Below are 23,392 nucleotides of genomic sequence, written 5' to 3'. Positions count from 1 at the left end.
ACGAAGGGACAGGTCCACTGTCCTAGGATTGAATGAAAAATAAGTGAGGTGAGTTCCGGTGACAATGGTCCGGCTTGGATATGTGGCAATGAGTATGGAACTAAAGAATGCTTCCCCTTCAAAAACAATGACATTCGCTCAATTTCAAAAAATTGAAGATCGTGAAGCAGCGATTCATAAGTTGGAAAGGATTGCTCTAACAAATCTACACAATACGTTACGACTGTTGAAGCATAATGCTGCATCTGAGATTCATTTTTACCGGCTAACCTCGCGTCTCATCCCATTAGCCAATCATGAAGAGCTTCTGGACTGGAATTATATCAAACCACTAAAATCGAGTCTTCGCGAAATTGGAGATTTTGCGAACGAACATGGAATTCGGATTGATTTTCATCCGGATCACTTTGTTCTGATTAACTCACCTAAAGTTGAAATTTTAAAAAACTCAATACATACCTTAAAGCTTCATTATCTTCTATTGAAAGCAATGGGGATTCAGCCTACCCATCGCTGCGTAATGCATGTCGGTGGCAATTATAAAGAAACGGATGTTTCACTCGAACGGTTCGTTACAAATTGGATGGACGTCCCGGCAAAAATTCAAAACATGATCATGCTTGAAAATGATGATACATCCTTTACCATGGAAGATACACTTTACCTGTGTGAAAAATTAAATATTCCACTTGTTTTTGATTATCACCACCACCTAGCCCATCACCAAAACCCAAATTGGGAAAATCAGTGGGATCGAGTGGTCCAAACATGGAAGCAATCCCCACTTCCAATCAAAATGCATATTTCAAGTCCAAAAAGCAAAGAAACCTTTCGTCATCATTCAGACTATGTGGATATCGAGATGTTTTTTACATTTTTACACGAAATAAAAGGAAGCGTTCCACAAATTGACTGTATGATTGAAGCTAAGCAAAAAGACGCAGCCCTTTTTAAACTAATGGAAGAAATCAAAATGAGGGGTGACGTAGAAATCATTGATGGCTCTTCATTTTATTTGAAGTAATAAATGGGACGAAAAAGCTTCGTCCCATTTTACGATACTAAGTCTCTCATCGAGTTGTAAATACGTTCTACCACTTCAACACCAGCTTGTTCCCATCGGCTTTTATCTGATATTTGTCCGTCCTTATCAAGTGGTGTTTGGAATTGATCGAGTCCAGTAGTTGCTGTAACAAAAGAGTTTTGGTCATAGTCTAACCCGTAATTCACGATATGCTTTATCACATACGGCGTCCCAAATTGAATGTGAGCACTTGAATGATCCAGCACTCCGTCAACAACGAAAAAAGGAACACGCAAATAAATCGTTTCACCATTTTCACGATTTAACACGGCATCGAATTTCCCTTGGTCATATTCAAAATTACTGCAAAAACTGCAACCGTGCGAATCAAAAATATCGCGAACAGCACCAAAATTAGCCTTTTTCCCCTCTATTACCGAATTTAATGCAATCACACCTATTCACCTCAAATTATCATAGTTACTACTGGTATTATTTTCAAAATAACGTTTTAACATACATGGAACCCAATTTTCCATAAACAAGTAGACATAACTTCAAGGAAGAAATGAAAAAATGAGAAAAACGATCTTTACGCTTTGATAAAAATTGAAAAGGTGATGTTACATGTATCAACCGGGAGATGTTGTCTATGTATTTTATCGCAATCCCCATACTCAGGATGTAGCCAATATACAGGCTGCAGCTGTGGTGAATCACCCTGAGAGGCCGAATGAGTTAGCGCTATTTTTGTATGAAACGTATTATCCGTTATCGGATGAGGTCGCTGTTTATTCAACAGAAGAAGAAGCAAACCAAGCCTATGAGTATTACTATGGTGAGCTTTCAGAGGGGACATTGGAATGAAGCCATTTAATCCAAAACTCATCTATTTTGAACCAAAAGCATTAGATTACCCGTTAGGAAAACAACTTCTTGAAAAGTTTGAAAAGATGGATGTGGAAATTCGGTATACAACTTCCCATAACCAGGTTAGAAACTTACCAGGTGATAATGACTTTCAAAAATATCGGGTTGCGAAATCAACACTTGTTGTCGGAATTCGAAAGACGCTTAAATTTGATACGTCAAAGCCTTCAGCAGAGTACGCCATCCCCTTTGCTACGGGATGCATGGGCCATTGTCATTATTGTTACTTGCAAACAACGATGGGAACAAAGCCATACATTCGTACATATGTAAATGTCGATGACATTCTTGATGCGGCTGATCAATATATGAAAGAACGCGCTCCTGAAATCACGAGATTTGAGGCATCCTGTACATCAGACATTGTGGGGATTGACCATTTAACGCATACCCTAAAACGCGCGATCGAGCACTTCGGCACATCTGAGTTTGGTAAATTAAGATTTGTAACGAAATTCCATCATGTGGATCACTTACTTGATGCCAAACACAATGGTAAAACAAGATTTCGTTTCAGTGTAAATGCGGATTATATCGTGAAAAATTTCGAGCCTGGGACATCCCCTTTAGAAAAAAGAATTGAAGCAGCAGGTAAAGTCGCAAGAGCCGGTTACCCTCTTGGATTTATCGTAGCCCCTATTTATCTTCATGAAGGATGGGAAGAAGGGTACTACAAAATGTTTGAACGATTAGAGGCTGAGCTGCCACCGGAAGCAAAAAAGGACTTAACCTTTGAATTCATCCAACACCGCTTTACAAAACCGGCCAAAAGAGTAATTGAAAAAAACTACCCCATGACCAAATTAGAATTGGATGAAGAAAAAAGAAGATATAAATGGGGGAAATACGGAATCGGAAAATACATTTATCAAAAAGACGAAGAAGAAGATATTAAACAACATCTATATGCCTACATGGAAAAATTCTTCCCAGAAGCAAAACTAGAATACTTCACATAAACCAAGGTAACAATACTTACGACCAGGTCCTTTGGGACACAGGGACAGGACATTGTCCCAAACAAAACACAGAGGTGAAAGAGATGGCAAAGCAAAAAAAGAACAAACAACGCAACAGTGAAGTAGGCTCAGGTTCAAGATATCATGAAGAACATGCAAGCCATGTACCAGACTATGGAGGCAATAGCGTAGATCCTAACGCAAAAGGTGCAAAATAATAAAATGAGGTGACCCAGTTATGGAATATGAAGCAAGAAATTCAACAGAGGCTGCCCTTCTTGACTATAAAACCGGTGTTGGCGTCTTTACAAAAAAAATGCCAAAGCTAGCTGAACTATATAACGCTTTTACTGAGGAATGCTTTAAAGAAGGGGTCTTATCTCAAAAGCAAAAACAACTGATTGCTCTAGGTATTAGCATCTATTCACAGGATGAATATTGTATTATTTATCACACAAAAGGCTGCTTGGATCAAGGATGTTCCGAAGAGGAAATCCTTGAAACAATCGGTGTAACTGCGGCTTTTGGTGGTGGTGCTGCGATGAGTCAAGCTGTAACTCTTGTTCAAGATAGTATTGAGGAATTGAATCAATTGAAGCAATAGAACCTTTGATACCTGAGACAGTCTTCTGATAAGGCTGTCTTTTTACATAAAAAAACACACTTCGATGAGTGTGTTCGTCATTCGCCATTACAATTGCTTTAATATGTTTCGAATTACTTCTGCGTGTCTACGACTTGTATCAATTACTTCTTCGGCAACTTTTTTACTTTCTGGATCCAGGTCACCCTTCACAAGTTCTTCTGAGTATTCCACACCATATTTTTCTAAGCCTTTTAAGGCATCCTTCATAATCTTTTCTGTTTCATCGGAAAGCATCATTTTGTGCATGGTACTGTGGATTTTCCCGGAAAAGCCCTCGCTTTCTGCAGGAACTCCATGTAAATTCTGAATCCGCTCTGCTAACTTTTGCGCATTCATCTTGGCTTCCTGTTGGATCGTTTGAAATGTTTGCTTCAGTTCAGGCTCGTCTAGATTTTGAATATGATGCTCAAAAGCACGAATCCCCATATACGTTCCTCTTAATAAGGTATTAAGTTCTTCAACCACAATCTCCTTGTCCTTCAAGGACTCACATCCTTTCAAATGCGCTTTCTTCTCCTGTTTGTCTTTAATAGATTGCATTTTGGATGAGTTTTTTATTCTGGGTCCAACTAAAAGTGAATGCTGTTCACAAGACCTATCAATACAAATAGCGCCTGCACCTCATTTCTTCAGAGGGCAGACGCTTCTTTTATAATAATTCTTTAGCTAACAATCGATATACATTCAAACGTTTTTCCTGTGAATGTGGGATGCTGCAAATCATCGCTTCATCAAAGCCGTACTCTTTCTGCTCCTGTTGCAGTTTTTCAGCAATAGCTTTGGCTGATCCGACCAAGTGAAGCTTTTTCCGGTTTTCCTGAATGGTCATTTGTTCGACTTCGGTTAATGGATAGCTTTGCGCTTCTTCGGGTGTTAACACCTGTCCAAGCTTCCCTTTCATTAACCAAAGACGTGCAATATCATGGGGTAATGCTTCAAATTCGGCTTCCTCTTCTGTTTCTGCAACAGTTACCATATAGGAAACGGTGATCTCTGGCTTTTCCATAAAAACGGTTGGTTTAAATTCTTGTTTATATAAAGCAAGAATATCCTTCGTCATTTCCCCGTTAAAAAACTGGGCAAAGGAGTAGCCAACCCCCATCCGTCCTGCCATGACAGCACTGTTTCCAGTCGAACCAAGCAACCACGCTTCTGGTAAAACAACCTGGGAAGGTGTTGCAATGGTATGTTTATAGAGCGGATGATCAGGGACCTCGTCTTTCAACATTTGCAAGGCAAGCTCAAATTTTTCGTACATATTATTTACCATCGGCTGCCGACCTTCCGATAACGCATAGATGGCATATTGATCTCCACCAGGTGCACGGCCAACTCCAAAGTCAATTCTACCTGGAGAATAGGAACTTAGTGTTTTGAACACCTCTGTAAGCTTCAATGGTGAGTAATGCATCATCATCACTCCACCCGTTCCGATACGGATGCGCTCTGTTTTCGCCGCCAAATGTGCTACAGAAATCTCAGGAGCCGAGCTTGCATATGAACCCGTCCCATGATGTTCTGCCATCCACATCCTATAATAGCCTAATTCATCTGCCAAGATTGCAAGTTCTTCCGCCTTCTTTAACGCACCCGCTGGAGAGTTCCCTTTCGTAATTGGCGCTTGATCAAGCACACTTAATCTCATATTCTTCTATACTCCTTTCTCGTAGGGACGAAGGTTCCATGCCCCTGTAAAAAATGGCGGGACAGTGGACCTGTCCCACTGCCCCTACTTCGCCTTCACAAAATCAACAAACGCTTCGACTTTACTATCTAGGAAGCTTAGTGTTGTTTCATCAGCCAATTGACCAGTTTGTTCGTCTATTTTTTGACTTGCAAAATTGATCAAAATCTCATTTGTACCAGGAGGAAGAATCTCTGCCTGTATACCCGGTGCTACTAAAATATCCCGTAAGTGCAATTGGGCACGAAGGGTTCCCATCATCCCGGGAGTTGCACCAAGTGTCATAACTTTCTTACCGATCAATACTTTTTCACCGCGTGAAGTCCAATCCAAGGCATTCTTTAACACACCAGGCACAGACCAATTGTATTCAGGTGTAATAATAATAACAGCATCCGCATTAGCAATCGATGTTTTGAAATCCTTTACAGCCTGTGGCGGATCTAGCTCATCGTCTTGATTAAAATGAGGTAAAGCCCCAATATCAGCAATTTGCATAGTAAGCTTATCCTTGTATCGTTCCTGCATAGTCTTAGCCACTTGCATATTAAATGAATCTTTTCTTAAACTGCCTACGAGTGTTACGATGTTCATACCTATTGCCTCCCATGTGAGTTAAAAATCATTAATATAACTACATTAAAGGAAATTGTTCCACTTTTCAAACATCATGCTTGTTACCCTGTGATAAATTCACTTTTTTCTAGATAAAAAAACACCGACAAGCTCCCAACACTTGTCGATGTTTTGTGGCTGCAGATCCCATTATATATCTAGTGGGACAAGGCCCCTGTCCCAGACTTTCTCCCCTTGCACCCATACTTGTCGGATATTTTCTGGTCGGGCGAGATAGATGATTTTTTGAAAGATATCATGTAATTTTTCTTCTGGATCGTAAAGTGGAAGCTTTGCTGTTTCCACGGTTGTATCAATGATTTGTGCATCCCACACATAGTTTTCAGCAAGGCGACCAATAGGTAAACTCAGGCTTTCCCCACCTCCAGCAGTGGCCAAATAGAAGGCTTCATTTAGTGTGATTCGTGAATGAGGAACTCCTCGCTCACTCGCCGGTAAGGTCGAATCCACTCCATCTTCTAGCATTCTTGAAGAAATCACAGCCTGTTTTATATTATCAAATAGACTTGGTGAAAAACCTCCCGAAATATCAGAGCCCAAACCAATTTCTACTCCTTGTGATTGAAGACGTGCAATCGGAATTACACTATTAGCAAAATAGGCATTGGAGATAGGGCAATGACAAACAGCAGTCCCTTTTTCAGCAAATAAATCTGCGTCATTGTCTGATAAAAAATTACAATGCGCCATGACTGACTTTTCACGTAATAAACCGAAGTCACTCAGTGCAAACGCATCATTTTTGCCGAAGCGTTCCTTGACATATCCATGTTCCCAATCACTTTCACTGCAATGTGACTGTATATGTGTATCATATTTCACTGCTAATTCCCCTAAGCCTTGTAGTGCTTCATCTGTACAGCTCGGGATAAAACGAGGAGTAACCACTGGATATACTCCCTGTTTTGTTGATTTTGCTAATTCCCTAACTGCTAAAATAAAGTCCTCTGTTTCAGTTAGTGCTGTCTTTGTATCAAGGTCACGATAATAATCCTCCGTTTGGTCAGGATTATCCATCACCACTTTTCCGACTAAACCACGCTGACCTTTTTCAGCACAAATTTGAGCCAAGAGGAAACTAGCTTCCTTATGTACGGTCGCAAAATAAAGGGCTGTAGTCGTACCGTTCGCAAGCAGCGTTTGAACGACTTCGTTATACACCTTTTTCGCAAAATCGATATCCTCAAATTTAGCTTCAATCGGAAATGTATATGTATTCAACCAATCATACAGTGGAATATCCAATGCCGTCCCCGCTTGAGCCCATTGTGGTGCATGAACATGCAAATCAATAAACCCTGGTAAAAAATACTGTCCTTCGGTTAACCGGTGATAGTTGCTTGTATGTTGATACGTATCTAAAAGTGGCTGATACTCACTATGCTCGGGGCCTATCACCTTTTTTATCATCCCATCTTCATTCACACAAAAAAGATGGTCCTTCAAAACATCAACTTCCTTACGCGAACGGCTTGTAAAAGCAGTTCCATGAAACAGTCTTTTATATTCAATCATTTTGTCACCTGTATCTCGCTTTTTTTTCGTATATTATAGCATACGGACTATGAAAGTTGTTGTAGGTATAATGAAACGGGGGCAAATGGACCTGTCTTTGACCTAAGAAAAAAGGAGCCGGAAGTCAATCTCTCCGCCCCACGATTATTTAAACCAATCCGCTTTCTCCATATTGACAAATGGGATGTCAGTATCCACTTCACCTTCGATTTTTGCCTTCGGAAAGTCAGTTCCCTTTAACCAGTTTGAAAAATCAAATGTAGTAGGTTCCTGATCTCCCCCTAGTGCACACCATGCTTCTAAACGTTCAGGAAAATAAGCTGAAGTATGAATGGTCCCCGCCCAGCTTCCATAGAGCTTAGAGAAAACTCCTTTATCCGTATCATTCAGCAGCTGAAACGCCTCAAGACCGTTTAAATGTTCTTTTTCTTCTATCGCCTGCAGCCTCTTATTTGAGTCATCAAGGACGCGGCGATTTTCTTCTGTTAAGATTTTAAAATGATTAGTGCACGTTTTTCCTTGCCTTACCTCAACTCTTCTTGGTGAGGTTTCCACGATAAAAGGCATTTCACAGCTAGAATCAAATAAAACATAGCTAAAAGAGCCTCGATGTGGAATCTCTTTTAACAAATTTACGGCTTCTTCTACATTTGCGCATCGTTCAAGAATAAGTCTTCCAATCATATAACATACAAAACCATTCCCCGGTCGCCTCCTGTTCATAAACGTATACCCCATCGATAATCCCTTTTCGTTCATCCCGTCTGATCGTCCGGTAATTTTTTGGGTTAAACCGAGGGTCGCATGCCCCCCATCTGTCGGTTGAAAAACCACGAGGCGCCCATCATAGGTCTTTGGATGATAATCATAATTCCGAATCATATAATTGTCTCCCACCAAAATCGAACAGCCTGAGGGCCTGATGTTCACCCTGTATCCTCCAAACTCCATCAATACCTTTTCCATCGACCATTGTAAAGCATCCTGAAGCCCCAAAAATTCTGTCCACATAAACGGAGCCAAGCGTTCAAATACTTCTTTCGTTTCCTCCGTATCAATACGAAACAGTGGTTTTCTTACCTTCCATTGCTGCTCCCGATTCTTGACCAAGAAGGAATCCCTTAGCCGCTCCCCCTGTATATAACCGAAATCATAATGACTCCCCCGAAACTGAATCACATCAGCAAAAATCCTCTTCATCACTTAAATCCTCCTAGGGATGCGGGCCGTTCATGTCCCCCAAAAATTAAGTATCTTAATTCTAAATTTGCCTTGGTCTACACAAGGATATCTTCTCATTTTTTCCCCTAAACGTAAAATAGACCAAACCATATGGCTTGATCTATCTTGAGGGTGCTTTTCTAGTTCTTACGTTCTGCTAGTATCTGGTACAACTTCCCGGTCGGGTTTAAAGAGAAGCATAAGGCTGTATAAACCGCTTAACCCTACTAAACCGTAAATAAGTCTAGACAGAAACGAATCCTGTCCTCCAAAAATGGCTGCTACCAAATCGAATTGGAAAAGCCCAATTAGCCCCCAATTAATTGCCCCAATTATTACTAAAGCAAGCGCTAAACGTTGTAATCCACTCATCATTATCGCTCCTTATGTTTAGTAATTTTAGGTTTTACCATTTAAAAACAAAATATACATTCAATGACGAAAGTATTATTTCACCTTTTGCTCCACATACAATCCGTATTTTATAAAAGGGAAAACATGTTTAATCATTTCTTCCGGGCTCATATTATCTGGGTTTCTTCTCCATTCTGCAGAAGCCCCATACATTCCCCAACTTAACATGATTGCCGTCACTTTTAGAGAATTTTCTTCCTCTGAAGGATGATGTTTTTTTAACATTTTATAAAAGATAACTTCAAGTTGGTCCCGAATAATTCGGGCAATTGTATCCTCATATCCGCGATGGCACCGATTTGATAAGGAAAGCTGAAAGTTCGTGATTGCCTTAAAGAGGCCGGTAAATGTTTCTTCATTCAATTCGCTTTCTTTATAGGACTCGCTATTTAGATTAATTAGCAGTACCTCGGATAAAACCTTCTCCAGCAAGTCAAAAATATCTTCAAAATGATAATAAAACGTTGCGCGATTAATCATTGCTTCCGTTGTGATGTCTTTTATCGTGATGTCTTTAAATTCTTTTTTACTGGACAGTTCTATAAAGGAATCCATAATTAATTTTCGTGTACGCAGAACCCGTGGATCTGTTTTTTCTTCTGACAATTCATTCGTCCCTCCCACTTTTTCAACAATTTTTCAAATGTGTTGGATATCCAACATATCAAGTATTTTATTGGTGTCTATGTTTTCCATTATCCACTAAACTGGAATTACAAAGCAAACAGATTGATTCAATAAAATAAAAAAGTGAGGGAAATACAAATGGTAAACAATAATTTAATGTGTGATTTAGAAACAGGTGTATGCGGGGTAGCAGGTGATGATGAGATGGAAGTGATTGATTTTACTGAGCCGACAAAGAAAATCGATTTATATTATGTAACAGACCCAATTTGTTCACATTGCTGGGCGCTTGAACCTACTTTCCGCCGTTTCAAGGAACAATATGGACATTATTTCAATTTCCACACTGTACTCGGTGGATTACTAGAGAAGTGGCATGGTGGACCGGTTGATCCGGCAAATGGAATCTCTGGACCAGCTGATGTTGCAGGCCACTGGAGAGAAGTGGGCGAGTATTCGCGTATGCCAATCGATGGATCATTGATGATTGACAATCCTGTTCAATCTTCCTTCCCACCATCTCGTGTGTACAAGGTGATTCAAAATAAACATGGTGATGAAAAGGCAAATGAGTATTTACGTCATGCAAGAGAAGAACTATTTGCATTCAATAAAAATATTGCTGAAGAATCCGTGATGATCGAAAATGTAAATCATATAGAGCTAGACGGAGAAGCGATTATTGCTGAAGCAGAATCTGCTATGGGTCAGCAACTATTAAACGAAGACTTTGCACTGGCAGCGAAACTTGGAGCTAGAGGTTTTCCAACCATCATTATGGTGAATGAAGATAATAAAGGCGTTAAAATTGTGGGCAGCCGCTCACTAGACTACTATGTATCCGGTCTATCAAAAATAACCGGTGAAGAACAACCAAAAGCAAAACAACAACCTGCTTTATCTACGTTACTTGAAAAAGAAATTCTGTTTGCAAAAGAAATTGAAGTCATGTACGACTTGGAACCATCTGAACTTCAAAACTTCGTTCAGAACCAATTAACACCAGAGACATATGAAGAAAAAGAACTACTCGGTGAAAAATATTTTGTGAAAAAATAATCGGACATAGGACCTGTCCCTCCGTCAATAAACGAAAAAAATCTGTATACCAGCTATTGGGTTTACAGATTTTTTTATTTAGAACTATAATACACTTTTTCCACTTATTGTTCCCATCATTGACATTGGTGCATTCATATCGACAAGAAATAGCACAACAGTAGAATCAGTGACTGCAGTTATCGGTGGTAGAGGCTTATCAATGTCCGTCACAGCCTCCATTTTTTTAAGTTGAAAATCACCGACTGCTATCTCCCCATCCAACACATATAAAAATGGTTTGAGGCCTTTATAGGATGGAATATCTAATTGATCCCCTTGCTTTGGATGCGCATCAAGAATATAGACGTTTTGTCTAACACGAAGAGGCGCTTGACTTTCTTCAGGCCCCACCATGAGATACCAGTCCCGGTTTCGAATAGGCTTTTCATGAAATTGTATAGTTGGTTCAAGATCTGTTTTTCGTGGCCGAACAAAAATTTGAAGCATCTCAACTTGATCATTTTTCACTTTTTCCTCATGCCAAAAGCTTTTTCCCGCATTCATCATCATCAGGTTACCTGGAGTAATGGGCATCTCCAAACCCGTTGAATCCTTATGATACATGGTACCGTGCCATACATAACTCAAAATTTCATCATTGACATGCTCATGCATTTTGATGGTTAAGCCCTTTTTCATCACAGCATGATCGATAATGCTTAATGGACCGAAAGAAAAATCGTTATTCCCCTCAAAAATATCTCCCGCCTGAATTCGGTTGATTGTGAATGGCCCCCGAAAGGGCTGTTTATGCATATCTGCAGAAAGTTTTCGTAGCATCGAATAGTCACCTTTTGTTTTATGTATAGTATAACAAAACAAACGAACCGTTTCTTGTTGTAGACTTTAAGCATAAATATAATAAAAATTAGAAAGAAATATTTTTACCCCGTATCTTTTCATACCCGGTTATTCGTTTATAAAGTAGAGACGCGCTTAAGGAGTGATTATTTTGCATAGTAAGCTTTGTAATGGATCAGAGGATATTAATGAACATCACGAACCTTTTTCCGAGAAACATCTACATGAACTTTATCCAATGCTTCGACGTTATTGCCAGTTTATATCCCAAAACGGCTGGGATGGAGAAGATCTCGTCCAGGAATCCTTGATTAAGGCATGGAATCATTATAAGCACCAGCCTACGATATCTACAGCTCTATTGAATAAAATTGCACGAAATGAATGGATAGACACGGTTAGAAAACGAAGCAACGAGTGTCTTGACGCTATTCCTGATGATGGCTATAATGAATCCGATCAAATCGAAGATCGCTTTGAGGCAGTTCAACAGCTGATGAATAAGTTAACACCGAAACAAGCTGTGATATTTGTCTTAAAAGAAGGGTTTCAGTTTCAACTATCTGAAATAGCTGAACTATTAGATACAAATGAGACTGCTGTTAAAGCCGCCATTTATCGTGCAAAACAAAGGTTGGATAAAAACGAAAGAACTCAATTTATCGAACAATATTGGACAGAGGAAGATCGTGAGCAAATTCAAAAAGCACTACATGAATCTTTTAACACTCAGGATCCATCCATATTAATCAAAACGATACCTTCTATCCGCTCTTTATCGAAGCATACAAATCCGATTTGCTCTATGCAAAAATCACGTCTTTATAAACTCCCTTCAAGCACTGTCTCTATGGCTGCATAATTAGATGCAAGCGAATAAGGAGGGTAACGAAATGACTTCAATCCCATATGTTATTGAACAATCCAGTCGAGGAGAACGCTCATATGATATTTACTCGAGGTTATTAAAAGATCGGATTATTTTGATTGGCGATGAAATCAATGATGCTGTTGCCAATAGTATAGTAGCACAGCTATTATTTTTAGCAGCTGATGATCCTGATAAAGATATTTCTCTTTATATTAACAGCCCAGGAGGCTCAACATCTGCTGGTTTTGCCATCTTTGATACGATGCAATATATTAAACCGGATGTTCGGACCATTTGTACAGGAATGGCTGCATCCTTTGGGGCTATGCTTTTATTAGCCGGAACAAAAGGGAAAAGACTCGCCCTCCCCAACAGTGAAATTATGATACATCAACCATTAGGTGGTGTGCGGGGCCAAGCAACTGAGATCGAAATTTCTGCAAAACGAATCCTTAAGCTTCGAGAACATACCAATCAAATCATTTCAGACCTTACTGGGCAACCTGTTGAAAAGGTTGCGAAAGACACGGATCGAGACTACTACATGAGTGCAGAAGAAGCAAAGGAATACGGGATTATTGATGAAGTAATTAAATAAATGTAGGTTCTTATCAAAAAAAGCGAATAACCATCAAATGGTATTCGCTTTTATCATTAAATTTCAGTAGTTACGCTGCTTTTGCTTTTTTTGATTTTGCGGTCGAACCTAGGAAAACCGATTAGAATGGCAATAATCCCACATACGAATAGAGCAATTGGATAATAGGAATAGGCCAGAATGCTAATCGGTGAAATTGCTGCTAACCCTGATGCGACAAGCATTTGACCTCCATATGGAACAAGGCCTTGCCAGCTACTTGAAAAAATATCAAGAATACTCGCAGATTTTCTTGGGTCAATTTGATATTCATCCGCAATGTTCTTAGCTAATGGACCAGTGATAATAATGGATATTGTATTGTTTGCAGTAGCTAAATCTGTTGCGCTAACCAACCCTGCAATTCCAAGCTCAGCACCTTTTTTCGTTTTAATTTTACTCGTTACAAAGTTTAACAACCATTGTATACCGCCGTTATGCTGGATGATCCCAATCATACCGCCAATTAAGACGGCAACAATCGCTAAATCCTCCATACCGATAATACCTTGTGAAACAGCTTTAATAAATCCAGTCATGGTGTACGAACCATCAATCGCACCCACGATGCCTGCAAAAATGGTTCCACCTAATAGGACGATCAGTACATTAACCCCTAATAATGCCGCAAGTAGGACGGCGATGTATGGAACTACTTTAATAAAGTCATAAGAGTAATTTCCGATCGCTTCGGCATTGTTCCCTGAAGTAACGAACCAAAGAATAATCGCAGTAACAATAACCCCAGGTAAAACAATTAGAAAATTCGTTTTAAATTTATCACTCATCTTTGTTTGTTGTGTTCGAACAGCGGCAATGGTAGTATCAGAAATCATCGAGAGGTTGTCACCAAACATTGCCCCACCAATAACTGTTCCCATTGCTAATGCCATTGGTATTCCAGTTTGTTCTGCAATCCCAATTCCAATTGGGGCAAGTGCAGCAACCGTTCCCATGGATGTTCCCATTGATAGCGAAATGAAACATCCTACAATAAATAATCCTACCATTAATAGATTACTAGGTATGAAGGTTAACCCCATATTCACTGTTGATTCCACAGCTCCCATGCCTTTGGCTGTTTCGGCAAATGCACCAGCTAAAATAAAGATAACGACCATTAGCATAATATTGGGGTGGCCTGCGCCTTTAGTAAAGATGTCGATCTTCTTCGATAATTTTTCCTTTCTGTTCATTACTAAAGCAATTGCCGAAGCAATGATAATCGCAACATTCAATGGCATATTTGAAAAATCACCAGAAATAACACCTGTACCGACAAACAATAAAACAAAAATGAATAATGGAAGCAACGCAGAAAGGCTTCCTTTTTTAACATCCGTCATTTCTCACACTTCCCTTCAACTGAATTCATAAAAGCTAAATCAGTGCATCGTCATACCACCCGTAACATTAATCCCTTGACCGGTCATATAGTCTGAGTATGTTGAAGCTAAAAATACAACGACATTTGCGATATCTTGGGGTTTAGCCGTTCTGCCTAACGGGACCTGAGAAAAGTCCTCTTGCCTTATGTCTTCTGCAGTAAGTCCTCTCAATTCACCACCTATCACTCTCTCTCTATGCTTCATTTCGGTTTCAACAATACCAGGACAAACCGCATTCACATTGATTCCATCCTGAGCCAATTCAATGGCCATTGTTTTTGTAAAGCCTAAAACCGCATGTTTGGAAGCAACATAGCTTCCCATTAATCGGTACCCATTTTTCCCTGCTTGCGAAGAAATGTTGATGATTTTACCACCCTGACCTTGCTGTTTAAGGATTCTTGCAACTGCTTGACTGTAAAGGTATACACCTTTTGCATTTACATCCATCACAAGATCCCAGTCCGCTTCTTTAATATCAATGGCATAATCCATTTTGGAAATTCCCGCGTTATTCACTAAAATATCTAAACGTCCAAAATGTTCGACTACCTTATGAACGGTTTTATCTACTTGATCGCTTTTTGTGACATCGGTTTGGAAGTAAACTAACTGTTCATTGGAATTTTCCGTATTGATTTCTCTGTCAGCAACCGCAACCTTCGCTCCGCATTCTAAAAATGCATCAACAATCGCTTTTCCTATTCCTTGGGCTCCGCCTGTTACAATCGCTACTTTTCCTGTCAAATCCATACAATACATTCTGATTTCCTCCATACCATCATATTTTTATATAATAGTATTCATGTCTATTTACTTGGTTTAATTTTTAAAAGGAAAGGAGGGACAATACACTGTCCCACCTTCGATACAATTCGGACGAGGATCCTTTGTCCCTTATCCCCAAATCTCTTTTGAAATATCAACAATATACTTTAATTTTGCCCATTGCTCTTCTTCCGTTAAAATATTGCCGTGGTGGGTTGAAGCAAATCCACATTGTGGGCTAATACATAATTTATCAAGTGGCACATATTGGGATGCTTCTTTCACTCGTGCAATGACATTTTCTTTCGGTTCTAATTCTCCGCGCTTTGATGTAAACACACCGAGTACCACGCGAGGACCATCATTTGGGATATGCTCAAGTGGAGTGAAGTCTCCTGAACGATCGTCATCATATTCGAGGAAGAAGCCATCAACCTTTTCTTTTGCAAAAAGAGTAGGCGCAATTTTGGCGTAGCTTCCTTCAAATGCCCAGTTAGAGCGGTAATTTCCACGGCAAAGATGCGTTGTAATCGTTAGATCTTCCGGTTTCCCTTCCAGTACGCCGTTCGCCACCTTTAACGCTAGCTCAATTAATTCCTCACGAGTAGAGCCACTATCATTAAAAGGGATTTCAGGTGCGTTTAGACCTGCTATGTACACATCATCTAATTGTAGGTAACGGCAGCCAGCCTCGTAAAAAGCTTTGATTGCATCACGATATGTTTGGATAATATCATTTGCATATTCCTCAATGTCCGGATAAATTTCCTTATCGCGAATCCCAGCGTTAAACAGTTGGTTTGGACTTGGAATCGTTTGTTTTGCAATGGCTCGGTCACCGACGATTTCCTTGAATTCGATGAAATCCTTCACATGTGGGTGGTCTGAGTTAAAGGAAATTTTTCCGATAACACGCACATCATAGGCTTCTGTTTCTTCACCCTTGAATGTAAATCCATGTTCCGGAACGTAACCCTCTACTCCATTTAAGTGCTCTAAGAAATCAGTATGCCAAAATCTCCGGCGGAACTCGCCATCTGTAACGGCTTGTAGGCCAATTTCGATTTGTTTATCAACAATCTTTTTAATTTCTTCTGTTTCAATTGTATGGAGCTCCTGGGCAGTAATTGCACCTGATTGGTAATCCTTTCTTGCTTGATGAATTCTCTCTGGACGTAATAAACTACCTACATGATCTGCACGAAATGGAGCTTTTACTAAAGTTGTTGTCATTATATTTCTCTCTCCTTATATGAGTCTACTAGGGACACGAGGACAGGTTCCTTGTCCCAATCTAGTAAAATGTAAGAAACTATCTGTCCTATCTATGGCAAAATAGCAAATGAACGTACCGGGAAACCAGATCCCTTTTCAGGTTTTGGACAAATATTAAAAATTACGGCCCCTTTTGCCGGTACTTTATCAAGATTAGTCAATAATTCAACTTGAAACGTATCTTGCTCTAGGACATAGTATCCACCAATGAGGGAACCATTTTTACGAAAATCAATCGCTGCATCTGTATCAAATGTTTCATGACCAACAGCTTTTATATTCCGTTCTTCAAATAAAAACTTTAATGCTTCTATTCCCCAACCTGGAGCGTGGCTATTCCCATCGGAATCTTTATTTTCAAATGCCTCTTTATTTGGCCAGCGCTTGCTCCAGTCCGTTCTCAAAGCCACAAAAGTACCTGCCTCAATCTCCCCATGTTCCTCTTCAAACTTCAGAATATCGTCAACACTTAAAATAAAATCATGATTCTCTTCTGCTTCCTTTGACTTATCAATCACAACAAGAGGCAGTACTAGTTCTTTTAATTCTAGTTCATCTAAATAACGTTGATTAGGTACAAAATGGATGGGAGCATCAATATGGGTTCCGTATTGTCCTGGAATTGTAAAGCTTTGTGCAAAAAAGCCATCCTCATGAGTAAAAAGTGTTTTAAATTCAGCATCGTTAAAAGCAGAAAAATGGGGGGAAGTAGGACCAAACGTATGTGTAAGATCCACCCATTCTTTACTTTTAATCGTTTCAAATGCTTTTAATAATTCATTTTCTGATTTAACTGTTGACATACAATCACCTCATTCATAAATTGAAATATAAAAAACCCTCTTCTTGAGAATAAGAAGAGGGTTGAATAGACAATTAGAAATCCGCTCTTCTTATCTTCTAGCGTCTTGCTACTGGAATTGGCACAGTACTTAAAAGTCTGTTGCCGAGGCTTCAAAGGGCCAGTCCCTCCACCTCTCTGGATAAGAAAATTTCGAAATATTAAATTATATATTAAACATTAGACGAGAACAAATGAATTGTCAACATAATTTTTATCCATTCATTCCCTTTGAGTGCTTCTTGATTTTTTCCAATTCATCTCACTGATAAAAGTAGACCCCAAAATTAAGGCTCCACCCACTATTTGTACAAAACCCATGCTTTCATTTAATATGATCGCTGCCATGATCACAGCAGAAATGGGATCAATATAGCTTAAGACTGCAATGGTTTGCCCCTTTAATTTTTTCAGCACTGAAAAATATAGGAGGTACGCAACCCCAGTATGAATTATTCCTACAATCAATAAAAGACTGATTGATTGCATTCCCAAACTAGAGTAATCCAAGTTTTGAGTTCCCAGAACATATGGAAACAAGACAATTGAAGCCGTCAAAAGTTGCATAATCGTCGTCTCAAAATCTGATAGGTCTTTAATAAATTTATTAAGAAGAATCACACTTGTGTAGAAGGCTGCAGCCAATAGGCCATACATAATCCCAACAGAATGGTTATAAGTCCCTACAACCGTTTCACCGCCTGGATTCACCACCAAAAGAAAACCTAGAAATGCTAGCGTAATACCGATTCCCTTCATCCATGTCCATTTTTCCTTTAATAAAAATGGTGCCAAAATCATCACAAACACAGGCGCAAAATAATAGCTCAGAGTGGCGTTAGCAATCGTTGTATAACGGTATGATTCAAATAAAAAAATCCAATTAAAGCCCAAGGCTGCCCCCGATAAAAGGAGTAAGACTAGATTCCGTTTTGACGTTTTAAAAGAAAACCTCTGTTTAACTAGAAAACTAGCACCAATTAAAAACAAACTACCAAATGCTCCCCTGAACAAAGCAATTTCGCTAGAGGACAGATCAATATTCTTTACAAACAAACCAATGCTACCAAAAATCAACATCACAACTATAAAAATAAACTTCGCCTTCATAATCCTTCTCCTTGTGGGTCATGGGGACAGGTACATTACCCCTTGTCCCATTTTAAAGCAAAAAACAGAAGACCTCAATAATGAGGTCTTCTGTTTTCATTTGTTAGATTGCTTTTTTCACATTGTCAGTCTTTTCTTCGTCTTTACCTGTATCAAGGAAGTTTAATAACTCCTCAACTTCAGGTGAAACGGTAACGCCTCTGCGCTTGTTGATATAGCCCCCAGTAAAGAATACAAGTGTAGTTACGATTAATGGGAAGGCAGTTTCAACATCAACAGGAATGATATCGGTTAATTGTGTAATCGCAAAACCAACGATACCTGATACGATTGAATAAATCGCTACTTTTCCAGTTGCGTGTTTAAACTTAGAGAATAAACCGAAAATCAAAGGTACTGCCATTGGTCCAACTAATGCCGAGAACCATGTGATAACTAGTCCAAGAACACCACCAAATTGTTCTTGTTTTAAACCAACAATAATTGTAATGATGGTAAACATAATTGTTAAACCACGTGCAATCCAAAGAGATCTTTTATCAACATTTTCTTTCATTTCTTTAAATTTCTTATTTAAGACTGGTAAAATGTCACGTTGAACAACTGCTGTTAAAGCGTTAATATCTGATACTGTCATACCCATTGTACTTGCAAACATAGATGCTAAAACTAATCCGACCAAACCAGCTGGTAAGAATGTTGTAGTTAATAATGGATATAATTGTGATGCTGGATCACTTAAATCGCTAAAAACAAGTGGTGCTGCTACCATTGGTAAGAAAATTAACAATGGCCATACAAAGTAAAGGATTGCTGAAAGTCTTGCTGCTTTCCTTGAATTTTCACCATCCGGTGTTGAAATAAATCTTGCTGCTAGGTTCCAGTTACCACCGTTGTAATCAAAGAATTTTACGAATAAGAACAAGAATACCCATAGTGGAGTATAAGAACCATTAAATGGACTTGCATGTCCTTCTGGTAGGTCTCCCCACATTGTGAATACTGATCCTAATCCTCCAAGGTGGCTGAAAACGCCCACAAAAATAACAATACCAGCGATTAACTGTACAATAAATTGAACAAAGTCAGTAATTAAGTCAGCCCAAAGTCCGCCAATTGTAACATAAATTAAGGAAACTGCACCAGATAAAATGATACCTAACCAAATTGGAAGTCCAGTGAAACCACTCAATAAAATACCCATAGATGCCCATTTAGCACCGATATCAAGAAGTTTAATTAATACCCCAGTCCATGCTGTAACTTGCTGTGCTGGTAAACCAAAACGAATGGCCATGTATTCAGTAGGTGATTGAATTCCTAACTTTTGACGAAGTCTAGGCCATCTTGGAGCGATAAATTTTGCCCCGATGATTAACCCAATTCCGATTGTAACTGCCCACCAAAAATAAATCGTAATTCCATAAGTATAGGCAATAGCTGCATACGCTACGAACACTACACCACTATGGCCTGATACGTGGTGAGAAACCCCGGAAAGCCACCAAGGAACCTTCCCTCCTCCAACGAAGAAGTCATTCGAGCTTTTATTTGCTCTATAACTAAAAATACCGATTCCAATCATTACAGCGAAAAACGCACCTAAAACAATCCAATCTAGTGTTGCCATAATTTCCTCATCTCCTACTTCTATTAATCTGTTGTTCTAGGACCAAATAATCTTAATGCCCTTAAAGGCTGATTTCCTTCGTTTCGAAGCGTTAAACCGCTTACCTTCGCAGGAATAAAGAATTGATCACCGATGTTAATTTCTTGATTAAACCCATCTAAACCAATTGAACCGCTTCCAGAAAGAATGTATAGACCTGAAAATACACCATCATTGGTTATTTCTATCTCATTTTCTACGTCAACCAGTGTCATTTTAAAATATGGTGTATGTTGATAACCGATTAATTCAATTTCTCGATTATTCACAATCTCTTTTAAAACGGAAGGATTCACATACCATTTTTTGAGTGTTTCCTCTCGTGTATAGGTATCGTAATTGAAGCAATCAAACATTTTCTTAAATCCAATCCCTTGGTGACACATAAAATCATCAATTTCAAGACCTGATGGCGACACCTTTTCAATGCGAATTGTAAAATCGGTTGGCTCCTGAATTTCGATTAAGAGACATCCCGAACCAATCGCATGTGGAGTACCACCCTCAATTAAAAAGGTATCTCCCGGTTTGACATTGTATTTATGGAGACAATCTAGCATCCCTTGTATATCCTGATCTTCAAACAACTTTTCCCAATGTTCTCTTGTAACACCAGGTTTAAAACCAAGGTATACATATGGAGGTTCACCATCGATTTCTCTACCACCAATGATGTGCCAGCATTCTGTTTTTCCATAAGCTGAATTAAATAATTCCTTTGCCTTTTCCCGATTCGGGTGTACCTGAACCGTTAAACGTTCACCAGAGTCAATAATTTTTGCAAGTACACCTGTGTTGTTGCCGTATTTCTCAAAATGACTCTGTCCCAAAAACTCGGCAGCGTTTTCATCTATGAGACTTTTTAAAGACATATCGATACTCGGATGATCCAATTTACTTAAGCCCTCATCGATGATGTGTTCACGTCCAACATTTCTGGCAGAAACGATTGACATCAGCCATTCTTCAGGAAAATGACTATCATCTGTATTTTCAACCCCATGTAATTCCTCTATCAATTTCCCTCCCCTATAAGTCCGCCATGCTCGAGCGGGCGCTAATTTCAAAGGAAAATCCCCGTTAATTTTTGCTACAGATTTATTCATAGCAAGTCCCTTCTTTACTAAAATTACTGACCATTATATTAATTTTTAATTTTTACTAGTTTGCAATCGTTAACATACTAGTATATTAGTATAATAGCATTATTATATTTTTTTGCAATACTTTTTTTAAGCGATTTCAAAAAAAATTTACGCTGCGTTAGTTTGTGAAATTATGGAGATAATAAATGAAAGGTCTAGCGTAAGGAGTACTATAATGATATACATCTATAATGATTATGCCGGGACACATAGTACAGCACTGGCGGCAGCATACCATTTACATAAACTGCCTACTGATCGGAAACTAACAAAAGACGAAATTTTGCATGTCGATTATTTTAATAAACTAACGAGGAAAGATTTTGGCAAATTTTTTCTTCATGGTATGGATGAGGATGGGAATCCCGTCTATTCGATTGGACGAAAAAGAAGCAAGCTGATGGTTCCTGCACTAAAACAGCTAAGTATAATCCTACAAGAAAGATATGGCCAAAAAGAAAAAATCATTTTCTCGAATACATCTCCAACTGTTCCAATTGCCATGTCTATGGGAGGATTTTTTTCAAGAGGCATCCATCTTGATTTCATCGGGGTTCCACTACTTGTGATGGGCGCGAAGCAAGCTTGTGGCACGATTCAGCAATTAGTTGAACATACGAAGCAAACAGCTAAGTCCTCTAGTGAATCGATCATTGTCCTTGATAATCAGAATTTCAAATGAAAAACACTCACAAGAGCTGTAGTAACCAGCCATTGTGAGTGTTTCGCTCATTCATGTTCTAATCTAGGGACCTTTTCACCCTCATTGTTTTCTTCAGCCATCAATGTTTTCAAATCATGTCCAGATGGATTTTGGAATAAGCGAAGTCCAAATTCCGGAGCGACTGCAAAGAGATGGTCAAAAATATCAGCCTGGGTCGTTTCATACACAGCCCATCTTACATCATTCGAGAATGCATATATTTCAAGCGGCAAGCCGTGCTCAGTTGGCGCTAGCTGACGTACCATTAGTGTCATTTCCTGATTGATACCGGGATGCTGCTGAAGATAATTGCTAATATAAGCCCGGAATACCCCAATATTCGTAAGAGCTCTTCCATTCACCGGGTTGTTACGATTAATCTCATGCTTGATATTGTATTCTTCAATTTCTTGTTCCCTATTCGTAATATAATCAGAAAGTAGTTGAATTTGTTTAAATTTCGTAATCATTTCCTCTGTACAAAATGTAATACTAGTTGAATCGATAAACAAAGAGCGTTTGATCCTTCGACCACCAGAGGTTTGCATCCCTCTCCAATTGATAAAAGAATCGGAAACAAGTGCATAACTTGGAATCGTTGTTATCGTTTTATCAAAATTTTGCACCTTAACTGTAACTAAAGAAATATCAATGATATCGCCATCTGCTCCATACTTTGGCATTTCAATCCAGTCACCAACCCGAACCATATCATTAGTGGTCAACTGCACACCTGCAACAAGACCCAATAAGGAATCTTTAAATACCAACATCAGAACCGCGGATAATGCACCTATTCCACTTAACAAAATAAGTGGACTCTTCCCCATAAAATTCGCTATCACAATAATAATACCAAATATAGTGATAATAATCTTCACAACTTGAATATATCCTTTTATCGGTCGTGTCTTGGAAATTTCATAGGTTTGATAAATATCATTCATCGCATTTAATAAACTGTTGATCACCATTAAACTGACAATTATTAAGTAGGCAACGGCCCCTTTTTGAATCAATACCGCCGTTTTTGGAAAGGTTTCAGAAAAGTAAAAAATGATAATCGCTGGAACGATATGGGATAATCTTCGGAAAACCTTATTTTCCAATAAGATATTATCCCAATGATATTTGGTTTTGTTTACGATTCGCGTGATAATATTAATGATCACTTTTTTCGTAATAAAATTGGCCACTACACAGATAAGCGCGATAAAAAGTATCATCAAAATAATTGAAAGATAATGCGCCACTGTTGGATCCATTCCATACTCTAAAAGCTGCTTCTTAATAAACTTCATGTTCCCCTCCGTATGTATGAGATCTGGACAAAGGGACAGGTTCATTGTCCCACTTGAGATATCTCCTATTATAACAGAACAAATAAACTTGAGTTTTTGCGTCAGTATCCAAAGATTTGCGTCCAT

The 23,392-nt window shown here is 38.9% G+C and carries 26 protein-coding genes and 1 riboswitch; of the genes, 9 read left to right on the top strand and 17 right to left on the bottom strand.

Annotated elements, in window-relative coordinates; genetic code table 11:
* Nucleotides 1-58 precede the first annotated feature (58 nt).
* Nucleotides 59-1,024, top strand: coding sequence for a UV DNA damage repair endonuclease UvsE (gene uvsE, locus V7138_RS13415; RefSeq protein ID WP_335398133.1), 966 nt, complete (start codon nucleotides 59-61; stop codon nucleotides 1,022-1,024).
* Between the two features lie 29 nt (nucleotides 1,025-1,053).
* Here the strand turns inward: uvsE and V7138_RS13410 are convergent, their stop codons facing one another.
* Complete coding sequence (locus V7138_RS13410; protein WP_335398131.1) at nucleotides 1,054-1,479, bottom strand: YugN family protein; 426 nt, start codon at nucleotides 1,477-1,479, stop codon at nucleotides 1,054-1,056.
* A 172-nt stretch (nucleotides 1,480-1,651) separates the two neighbouring features.
* Here V7138_RS13410 and V7138_RS13405 point away from each other — a divergent pair, with 172 nt between their 5' ends.
* The 4 genes from V7138_RS13405 (at nucleotide 1,652) to V7138_RS13390 (ending at nucleotide 3,517) form a co-directional block, all read left to right on the top strand.
* Complete coding sequence (locus V7138_RS13405) at nucleotides 1,652-1,891, top strand: transcriptional regulator SplA domain-containing protein (RefSeq protein ID WP_335398129.1); 240 nt, start codon at nucleotides 1,652-1,654, stop codon at nucleotides 1,889-1,891.
* Complete coding sequence (gene splB / locus V7138_RS13400; protein ID WP_335398127.1) at nucleotides 1,888-2,913, top strand: spore photoproduct lyase; 1,026 nt, start codon at nucleotides 1,888-1,890, stop codon at nucleotides 2,911-2,913. The genes V7138_RS13405 and splB overlap by 4 nt, the downstream gene beginning before the upstream one ends.
* 83 nt (nucleotides 2,914-2,996) lie before the next feature.
* Nucleotides 2,997-3,131 carry a hypothetical protein gene (locus V7138_RS13395; protein WP_335398125.1) on the top strand — a complete coding sequence of 45 codons (135 nt, stop codon included), beginning with the start codon at nucleotides 2,997-2,999 and terminating at the stop codon, nucleotides 3,129-3,131.
* A 20-nt stretch (nucleotides 3,132-3,151) separates the two neighbouring features.
* A complete protein-coding gene (locus tag V7138_RS13390) occupies nucleotides 3,152-3,517 on the top strand; it encodes a carboxymuconolactone decarboxylase family protein (protein WP_335398123.1) in 366 nt (121 codons plus the stop codon).
* An 87-nt stretch (nucleotides 3,518-3,604) separates the two neighbouring features.
* Here V7138_RS13390 and V7138_RS13385 read toward each other — a convergent pair whose 3' ends face one another.
* From V7138_RS13385 to V7138_RS13355, 7 genes are all read right to left on the bottom strand, one after another.
* The gene (locus tag V7138_RS13385) at nucleotides 3,605-4,042 is read right to left on the bottom strand and encodes a DUF2383 domain-containing protein (RefSeq protein WP_335398121.1); all 438 of its coding nucleotides are present in this window, start codon (nucleotides 4,040-4,042) and stop codon (nucleotides 3,605-3,607) included.
* 166 nt (nucleotides 4,043-4,208) lie between these two features.
* Complete coding sequence (locus tag V7138_RS13380) at nucleotides 4,209-5,204, bottom strand: MsnO8 family LLM class oxidoreductase (RefSeq protein ID WP_335398119.1); 996 nt, start codon at nucleotides 5,202-5,204, stop codon at nucleotides 4,209-4,211.
* An 84-nt stretch (nucleotides 5,205-5,288) separates the two neighbouring features.
* The gene (locus V7138_RS13375) at nucleotides 5,289-5,837 is read right to left on the bottom strand and encodes an NADPH-dependent FMN reductase (protein ID WP_335398118.1); all 549 of its coding nucleotides are present in this window, start codon (nucleotides 5,835-5,837) and stop codon (nucleotides 5,289-5,291) included.
* Between the two features lie 171 nt (nucleotides 5,838-6,008).
* A complete protein-coding gene (gene guaD, locus V7138_RS13370) occupies nucleotides 6,009-7,394 on the bottom strand; it encodes a guanine deaminase (RefSeq protein WP_335398116.1) in 1,386 nt (461 codons plus the stop codon).
* A gap of 144 nt (nucleotides 7,395-7,538) precedes the next feature.
* Nucleotides 7,539-8,594, bottom strand: a complete 1,056-nt coding sequence (locus tag V7138_RS13365; RefSeq protein ID WP_335398114.1) for a C45 family peptidase — start codon at nucleotides 8,592-8,594, stop codon at nucleotides 7,539-7,541.
* A 168-nt stretch (nucleotides 8,595-8,762) separates the two neighbouring features.
* Complete coding sequence (locus V7138_RS13360) at nucleotides 8,763-8,987, bottom strand: DUF378 domain-containing protein (RefSeq protein ID WP_335398112.1); 225 nt, start codon at nucleotides 8,985-8,987, stop codon at nucleotides 8,763-8,765.
* 75 nt (nucleotides 8,988-9,062) lie between these two features.
* On the bottom strand, nucleotides 9,063-9,635 hold the full coding sequence (locus V7138_RS13355; protein WP_335398110.1) for a TetR/AcrR family transcriptional regulator: 573 nt from the start codon (nucleotides 9,633-9,635) through the stop codon (nucleotides 9,063-9,065).
* 159 nt (nucleotides 9,636-9,794) lie between these two features.
* On the opposite strand from V7138_RS13355, the gene V7138_RS13350 reads away from it, so the two are divergent.
* A complete protein-coding gene (locus V7138_RS13350; protein WP_335398108.1) occupies nucleotides 9,795-10,715 on the top strand; it encodes a DsbA family protein in 921 nt (306 codons plus the stop codon).
* Between the two features lie 84 nt (nucleotides 10,716-10,799).
* Here the strand turns inward: V7138_RS13350 and V7138_RS13345 are convergent, their stop codons facing one another.
* The gene (locus V7138_RS13345; RefSeq protein ID WP_335398106.1) at nucleotides 10,800-11,537 is read right to left on the bottom strand and encodes a pirin family protein; all 738 of its coding nucleotides are present in this window, start codon (nucleotides 11,535-11,537) and stop codon (nucleotides 10,800-10,802) included.
* 172 nt (nucleotides 11,538-11,709) lie between these two features.
* Here V7138_RS13345 and V7138_RS13340 point away from each other — a divergent pair, with 172 nt between their 5' ends.
* Both V7138_RS13340 and clpP read left to right on the top strand, forming a co-directional pair.
* Nucleotides 11,710-12,420 carry a sigma-70 family RNA polymerase sigma factor gene (locus V7138_RS13340; RefSeq protein ID WP_335398104.1) on the top strand — a complete coding sequence of 237 codons (711 nt, stop codon included), beginning with the start codon at nucleotides 11,710-11,712 and terminating at the stop codon, nucleotides 12,418-12,420.
* 4 nt (nucleotides 12,421-12,424) lie between these two features.
* Nucleotides 12,425-13,027, top strand: a complete 603-nt coding sequence (gene clpP, locus V7138_RS13335) for an ATP-dependent Clp endopeptidase proteolytic subunit ClpP (RefSeq protein WP_335398102.1) — start codon at nucleotides 12,425-12,427, stop codon at nucleotides 13,025-13,027.
* Between the two features lie 56 nt (nucleotides 13,028-13,083).
* On the opposite strand, the gene V7138_RS13330 is transcribed toward clpP, so the two are convergent.
* From V7138_RS13330 to V7138_RS13300, 7 genes are all read right to left on the bottom strand, one after another.
* Entirely contained in the window at nucleotides 13,084-14,412 is a 1,329-nt protein-coding gene (locus V7138_RS13330; protein ID WP_335398100.1) for a Na+/H+ antiporter NhaC family protein, read from the bottom strand.
* Nucleotides 14,413-14,451: 39 nt separating this feature from the next.
* Nucleotides 14,452-15,216, bottom strand: coding sequence for an SDR family NAD(P)-dependent oxidoreductase (locus V7138_RS13325; RefSeq protein ID WP_335398098.1), 765 nt, complete (start codon nucleotides 15,214-15,216; stop codon nucleotides 14,452-14,454).
* Between the two features lie 135 nt (nucleotides 15,217-15,351).
* Nucleotides 15,352-16,455, bottom strand: a complete 1,104-nt coding sequence (locus V7138_RS13320; RefSeq protein ID WP_335398096.1) for a 5-methyltetrahydropteroyltriglutamate--homocysteine S-methyltransferase — start codon at nucleotides 16,453-16,455, stop codon at nucleotides 15,352-15,354.
* 92 nt (nucleotides 16,456-16,547) lie between these two features.
* Nucleotides 16,548-17,300: a cyclase family protein gene (locus V7138_RS13315; protein ID WP_335398094.1), complete on the bottom strand. Its 753-nt coding sequence runs from the start codon at nucleotides 17,298-17,300 to the stop codon at nucleotides 16,548-16,550.
* A gap of 87 nt (nucleotides 17,301-17,387) precedes the next feature.
* A riboswitch (SAM riboswitch) is annotated at nucleotides 17,388-17,487 on the bottom strand.
* Nucleotides 17,488-17,560: 73 nt separating this feature from the next.
* Nucleotides 17,561-18,448, bottom strand: coding sequence for a DMT family transporter (locus tag V7138_RS13310; protein ID WP_335398092.1), 888 nt, complete (start codon nucleotides 18,446-18,448; stop codon nucleotides 17,561-17,563).
* Between the two features lie 103 nt (nucleotides 18,449-18,551).
* A complete protein-coding gene (locus V7138_RS13305; RefSeq protein ID WP_335398090.1) occupies nucleotides 18,552-20,078 on the bottom strand; it encodes a sodium:solute symporter family protein in 1,527 nt (508 codons plus the stop codon).
* A gap of 23 nt (nucleotides 20,079-20,101) precedes the next feature.
* Complete coding sequence (locus V7138_RS13300; RefSeq protein ID WP_335398089.1) at nucleotides 20,102-21,223, bottom strand: type I phosphomannose isomerase catalytic subunit; 1,122 nt, start codon at nucleotides 21,221-21,223, stop codon at nucleotides 20,102-20,104.
* A 214-nt stretch (nucleotides 21,224-21,437) separates the two neighbouring features.
* Here V7138_RS13300 and V7138_RS13295 point away from each other — a divergent pair, with 214 nt between their 5' ends.
* The gene (locus tag V7138_RS13295) at nucleotides 21,438-21,944 is read left to right on the top strand and encodes a DUF3189 family protein (RefSeq protein ID WP_335398087.1); all 507 of its coding nucleotides are present in this window, start codon (nucleotides 21,438-21,440) and stop codon (nucleotides 21,942-21,944) included.
* Nucleotides 21,945-21,991: 47 nt separating this feature from the next.
* On the opposite strand, the gene V7138_RS13290 is transcribed toward V7138_RS13295, so the two are convergent.
* Nucleotides 21,992-23,266 carry a mechanosensitive ion channel family protein gene (locus V7138_RS13290; protein WP_335398085.1) on the bottom strand — a complete coding sequence of 425 codons (1,275 nt, stop codon included), beginning with the start codon at nucleotides 23,264-23,266 and terminating at the stop codon, nucleotides 21,992-21,994.
* Nucleotides 23,267-23,392 lie beyond the last annotated feature (126 nt).

This window comes from Bacillus sp. JJ1533, from assembly GCF_036965045.1.
Taxonomy (GTDB): Bacteria; Bacillota; Bacilli; order Bacillales; family Bacillaceae_L; genus Ferdinandcohnia.
This window is presented reverse-complemented; position numbering and strand designations above follow the sequence as displayed.